The 335-nt window shown below is 69.6% G+C and carries 1 protein-coding gene; it reads right to left on the reverse strand.

The annotated features are described in order from the left end of the window. Positions 1-335 (reverse strand): Ig-like domain-containing protein (locus VTU_RS33880; RefSeq protein ID WP_010107315.1); only part of this gene is annotated, 335 nt, incomplete at both ends.

The raw sequence follows: 335 nt of genomic DNA on the forward strand, positions 1-335 counted from the left end.
GTCCAGAGCGTGCGTTCGGCGTTCGCCGCGAGCGCGCCCAGCGTGCCGTTGGCGTCGGTGAGCACGATGTCGCTGGCGTCAAAGCCGTTGACGGGCTCGTTGAAGCGGAAGCTGACTGTCGTGCTCTCGCCCGCGGTGAGCGCGCTGTCGGCCAGCGTGATGGTGGCCGTGGGGCCGCTGGTGTCGCGCGTGTCCACGCTGTAGTTGGCGCTGCTGGCCGTGCCCACCCCGGCGTTGCCTGCGTCGTCGGTCACGCCGCTGAGGTTTACGCGGATGGTATTCGTCGGGACGCTGACGTTGGCCGTGGGCGTGAAGGTGGCTGTCCAGACCGTGCG

Source organism: Verminephrobacter aporrectodeae subsp. tuberculatae At4, assembly GCF_000193225.1.
GTDB classification, from domain to species: domain Bacteria; phylum Pseudomonadota; class Gammaproteobacteria; order Burkholderiales; family Burkholderiaceae_C; genus Acidovorax; species Acidovorax aporrectodeae.